A 5,310-nucleotide genomic window follows, 5' to 3' on the forward strand; every position below is an offset into this window, starting at 1 on the left:
ACTTCAAGTTTTACTCTGCCCTTCATCTAAACTTGGTATTTCTAGTTTTTTATAAGTTGCTCTAACACCCACTTCAGGAATATTGGCTTTACCCTCACGGTAACTATTACGCTTCAACGTACTTTTTAAATCAGTCTCAAAATAATAAGAAATGACTTCAAAACCTGCATCCTTTGCACGTTGAATATAACGTGCGCGATCAGCTTTCGTTGGGTTGGTGTTATCAATCACCATTTTAGTTTTAGACGCTAAACATGCTTCAAAAATCATATTTTCTCTATGCCGAGTTTTCAACATATCCAAATTAATACGCAAATGACTATGCGCTAAATTCAGTAAATAAAAACTCGACTTACCCGAAGCTTGAACACCGGTAAAAATAATCACTTGCATGGTGTTAGCTCAATCAAAAAATAGAAAAATATGATGATTTAAAAACATTAAGATGACTTTTTCTCATCAGAAGACATGATCATGCTTGCTAATTTGATCATTTCATTTTGAACGCTACCCATTTGTTGTTCAATTTGAGTCAAATCAATTTTAGATAAATCGACATCACCATTTAAAAAAGGCGTACTTAATACTTTTTCATTGGCAGATAAAATATTTGCACGAATATTATCCACTTCGTGACTTTTTAAATTAAGAGATTCTAAAACCTGATTCAATTCTTTCAGCTGAGTGTGTAACTGAGTGGCGGTTGCTTTTAATTGTTGATGATCTTTCGTGTTGACCGCATTTTCTAAGCTAATTTGGGTTTGCTTTAACTGATCAATATAAGTTCCTGCTTTCATTTGCATGTCTGCAACATCACGAACAACGTAAAAAACATTGCCACTTTTTAAATTTTCATGTACTTCGCTACTCGAATTTAAATCTTGTGATAGCTCTGTTGTATTGTGTTCAGTTGTTGTTTCGGGAGATTGATCTTGCTCACAACCAATTAAAAGAATGCCCGCACTAAAAATAGCAAATGGAAGTAATACACCTTGAAGAATTTTTTTCATAATATTGACAGCTTTTATAAAATATAATTTGAATATAAAGGTGGAATGTGGATTAAAAATAGACTTTTGTAAAGGAGTTACATTTCTTTTCATAAAAAAAAGAGCATATTTATGCTCTTTTTTTTAGATATTCCAAAATTAACCAGCAATTACTTTAAGAATAATATGACTAATCACATTTGTTAAAATATAGTCATTATTTACCTTAATCCATTGCTCATTTTTAGCAGGTTTGGTCAATTTTCTATGCTTCATATGATCTACATTATAACTTTGACCACGGAATTGACTTGGAACTTTTTGACCTGCTCTCCAATCATACGATGGTTTTACAGCTTTTTGAGCAGCAGGCTTATGTTGTTGTAAAGGCTGTGCCGAATGCTTATTCATTTGAGCCTGATGATTTTGTGGGGCAGGTGCTTTATTGTGCTGAAACTGAGTTTGACCTTTGTTGGGTTGATGATCTTGCGGTGCAGCCATTACAGGTGCAGCAACTAAAGCAGTAGATATTGATAATACAAGTACTTTAACGAGAGTGTTCATGCTTCACCTATAGACGATGTCATCTTTATTTATGAATTTATCTTAGGTCTAAGTATTTGATAGATAGTGAAGTATTTGTTATTCAAATATTAAAATAATGTGTGAATTGTGAAGTTTTTAAATGGTTCATTGTTGGCTTTAATTTATTGTTATTTATTGATAAATGTAAGCATATAGCGTTGTGCAATATGCTTACATTACTGTTACAAATTACTTCGCGAGTTCAGCATTAATCGCATCAACGATACGTGCATCATCGGCAGTAATATCTGGTGCAAAACGAGCAACAACTTCACCTGTTTTAGACACAAGGAATTTCTCAAAATTCCATAAAACTTCAGGTGGTTCATTTGGAGTAAGACCATAATCTACAAGATCTTTCCACCAAGGACCTTCACCAATACGTTCAGGAATAGCTTGAGTCAAAGTTTGATAAAGTGGGTGTTTATCTGTACCTGCAACTGAAATTTTTGAAAAAAGAGGGAAGTCTACTTTGTAGTTTACCGAGCAAAAATCTTGAATTTCTTCATCTGAACCAGGTTCTTGTTCTAAAAAGTTATTTGCAGGGAAGCCTAAAATTTCTAATCCTGCACTTTTCTTTTCCGTATAAAGCTTTTCTAAGCCTTCATATTGCGGTGTTAAACCACATTTCGATGCAACATTAACAAGAAGTAAAACTTTGCCTTCATATTGGTTAAGGCTGATCTCTTCACCTTGAATGCTTTTTAGGGGAATGTTGTATACAGAAGCCATGATTATTTCTCTAATAATATTAACTCAAATGTTGTAGCTTTAAATTTGCTTTCGAGCAAGCGAATTTAAAGTAGATTGTGAGGTAAATTTGTACATTTAAAGCAAAATGAATAAAAAGACTCAATCATTGTTTTTAAAGATTTAAAACTGAATTAATCAGCATTTTTTATTAGATAAATGATTGAATATTCTATTAATATTTTGAAACTAAATTCAGTACAATTAAACATCGCTTTTCAATGAATTCGAATATGTCACAGCAAGTGGAAACTGAAAAAACATCACTATGGATTTATGCCATTCCAATGGTGCCTGTGGTGATTTGGGGCACTAATATGGTGGTCACACGTTATGCTGCCTCTGTTATTGAACCTATTAGTATTAGTTTTTGGCGGTTAGTTATTGCCCTTGTTTTGATTTTTCCATTTGTGTATAAAAAATTAATTTTAGAACATCAAATTATATTAAAGAATATTGGAAAACTAACGCTTTTATCATTGTTAGCAATGGTTGTGTATCAATGTTTGTCTTATACGGCAGGGCATACCACCACAGCGACCAATATGAGCATTATTAATGCTTTTATTCCAATTTTTACGATATTTGTTAGCTTAATCGTGCTTGCTGAAAAGCCCACAATTTATGGTGTTATTGGCAGTATTATTTCAATTACAGGTTTATTTTTCTTAATTGGTCGTGGATCTTTTGCAGGCGTTTTCCAAGGTGGGTTTCACTTTGGAGATGGACTTATGATTGTGGCTGTTGTGTCTTATGCTTTATATGGCGTATTGCTTAGACACTGGAAACTTCCAATAAGTTTGGGGGCAAGTTTGTTTGTTCAAACTGCTTTAGGTCTATTGATTCATCTTCCATTATTATGCGTAGTTGGCTTGCAAACCATCAATGCGACTAATGCTTTTCCTGTACTTTATGCTGCCTTGTTACCATCCATTGTTGCACCATTTATGTGGATGAAAGCCATGCAAACTTTGGGGCCAAATCGTTCAAGTATGTTCACCAATTTTGGCCCAATTATTACTGCGATCATCGCCTATATTTACTTGAATGAACAATGGATGTATTACCATTCAATTGGCACAATTATGGCAATTTTTGGAGTGGTTTTGGCACAGAAAAAGCTTAAGAAGATTTAATTTGGCTTGGTGTTTGGTTGGTATAACGCTTAAAAAATTCGATAAAGCTCGAACTATGGTTATAGCCTAAATCATAACCCACTTTTTTGATCGATTCGCCCTGTCTTAATTGAGTAATGGCGTACAAAATTTTGGCACGATTACGCCATTCAGAAATACTCATGTTGAGTTCTTGTTGGCACAAACGCAATAAATGCCGTTCTGTGATTGATGCGTGGGAAATGACTTGTTGACGACTACATGTAAAATTTTTAGGTTTGGCTAAGTTTTCTAAAATATCTTTCAAAACAGGGTGGTGGCTTTGTGGAAGATAATGATGATACTTCGGTGCATGAACAAGCTGATCCAATAAAACCTGTAATAAATGACGATAAGTTTGCGATTTTTTGTCTTTAGATTTGAATTGTAAAATTTCTTCAATCAGAATTCTAAAAAATGGACTTACCCCTAAAATTTCAGCATGTGATGAAAACTCTTTACATAATTCTGGATGAATACGAATGCCAACATAATGCGTTTTTGTCTGTTCAACTTCATGACAATGATGTGTGATTTGTGGCGGAATCCAAATACCATAACTGGGTGGAGATAGTTGAATATGCCCCTCTATTTCATATTCTAAAATACCGTTTAGGCAAAAATTAAAATCTCCCCAAATAGATGCATGTGGACTAACAACATCATCTTTTTCATAGAAAAAATCCTCTACATCGATGTATTTTTCAAGTTCAAGCATATTGAATACTCACAGAAAAAGAAAACAAGAATGAAAAGAAGAATATTGGAAGTATGTCGACTATACGATACAAATGTCTGAAAATCAGTATTTCAATTGTTTCAGACTTTTTGCACAATAATCACACATCTTAAAGCCACGAAGTATTTATGAATCAGCAAACAAAAATAACCCATTGGTGGGCAGTCCTTTTGCCACTTATTGCCGTATTTATTTGGGCGTTAAATGTTGCGGTGACACGCTATGTTGCAGATTATATTTCCCCTGTGAGTATTAGTTTTTATCGTTGGTTTGTCGCATTTCTTATTTTGACACCCTTTATGTTGATGAAAGTCATTCGAGAATGGCATTTGATTCAACCTAATTTAGCCAAGCTTGCAGTCTTATCTGCTTTTGGAATGGTGCTTTATCAAGGAATATCATATGCGGCAGCACATTATACAAGTGCAACAAATATGGGGATTATTAACGCATTTATTCCAATTTTTACCATTTTTGTGTCTATGGTTATTTTAAAAGAATATCCAAATAAATATGCTGTGATTGGTGGTGTGCTTTCGTTTAGTGGTTTGATTTTTGTGATTGCGCAGGGTGATATTACAAGCTTGGTGAATTTGGGTGGTCATGTTGGTGATTTGCTTATGATTGCCGCTGTATTTTTCTATGCTTTTTATGGCGTGTTTCTGAAAAAATGGAAATTACAAATCCCGCTAATGTTAAGTTTGTATGTTCAAATTATTTTTGCATTAATTTATCACTTACCATTTTTACTTTGGTTTGGTTTAGACGCCATTCGCCCTGAAAATGCAGTCAGTGTTTTATACGCAGGTATTTTTCCTTCTCTTATTGCACCATTAATCTGGATGTTATCTATTCAGCAAAATGGACCCAACAGAACCAGTGTTTTTATGAACTTAATGCCAGTTTTTACTGCATTCATTGCATATTTCTGGTTGAAAGAAGCGTGGACGATTTATCACACTATAGGTGGTGTGATCATTATTGTTGGAATTTTACTTGCTCAAAAGAAGACTTCATGACTTTAAATTGATTAAAAAACAATCAAACAAACATGATGTAGGTATTATTTTTGTTTAGGGTCTGTTGACATTTC

7 protein-coding genes are annotated in these 5,310 nt (G+C 33.7%); 2 read left to right on the forward strand and 5 right to left on the reverse strand.

What is annotated here, in order from left to right; all coding sequences use genetic code 11:
- Nucleotides 1-3 precede the first annotated feature (3 nt).
- From A6M14_RS13990 to A6M14_RS14005, 4 genes are all read right to left on the reverse strand, one after another.
- Nucleotides 4-393: an AAA family ATPase gene (locus A6M14_RS13990; RefSeq protein ID WP_152875881.1), complete on the reverse strand. Its 390-nt coding sequence runs from the start codon at nucleotides 391-393 to the stop codon at nucleotides 4-6.
- A 47-nt stretch (nucleotides 394-440) separates the two neighbouring features.
- Entirely contained in the window at nucleotides 441-1,010 is a 570-nt protein-coding gene (locus A6M14_RS13995) for a hypothetical protein (RefSeq protein WP_152875882.1), read from the reverse strand.
- 138 nt (nucleotides 1,011-1,148) lie between these two features.
- Nucleotides 1,149-1,553 carry an RcnB family protein gene (locus A6M14_RS14000; protein ID WP_152875883.1) on the reverse strand — a complete coding sequence of 135 codons (405 nt, stop codon included), beginning with the start codon at nucleotides 1,551-1,553 and terminating at the stop codon, nucleotides 1,149-1,151.
- A 210-nt stretch (nucleotides 1,554-1,763) separates the two neighbouring features.
- On the reverse strand, nucleotides 1,764-2,309 hold the full coding sequence (locus tag A6M14_RS14005) for a glutathione peroxidase (protein WP_163124643.1): 546 nt from the start codon (nucleotides 2,307-2,309) through the stop codon (nucleotides 1,764-1,766).
- Nucleotides 2,310-2,557: 248 nt separating this feature from the next.
- On the opposite strand from A6M14_RS14005, the gene A6M14_RS14010 reads away from it, so the two are divergent.
- Nucleotides 2,558-3,460 carry a DMT family transporter gene (locus tag A6M14_RS14010; RefSeq protein WP_152875885.1) on the forward strand — a complete coding sequence of 301 codons (903 nt, stop codon included), beginning with the start codon at nucleotides 2,558-2,560 and terminating at the stop codon, nucleotides 3,458-3,460.
- On the opposite strand, the gene A6M14_RS14015 is transcribed toward A6M14_RS14010, so the two are convergent.
- Nucleotides 3,447-4,196, reverse strand: coding sequence for a helix-turn-helix transcriptional regulator (locus A6M14_RS14015; RefSeq protein ID WP_152875886.1), 750 nt, complete (start codon nucleotides 4,194-4,196; stop codon nucleotides 3,447-3,449). The two genes, A6M14_RS14010 and A6M14_RS14015, sit on opposite strands and share 14 nt — an antisense overlap.
- Nucleotides 4,197-4,345: 149 nt before the next feature.
- Between A6M14_RS14015 and A6M14_RS14020 the strand changes: the two genes are divergently transcribed.
- Nucleotides 4,346-5,236, forward strand: coding sequence for a DMT family transporter (locus tag A6M14_RS14020; protein WP_152875887.1), 891 nt, complete (start codon nucleotides 4,346-4,348; stop codon nucleotides 5,234-5,236).
- Nucleotides 5,237-5,310: the final 74 nt, after the last annotated feature.

Origin of the sequence: Acinetobacter portensis, assembly GCF_009372215.1 — a bacterium.
Taxonomy (GTDB): domain Bacteria; phylum Pseudomonadota; class Gammaproteobacteria; order Pseudomonadales; family Moraxellaceae; genus Acinetobacter; species Acinetobacter portensis.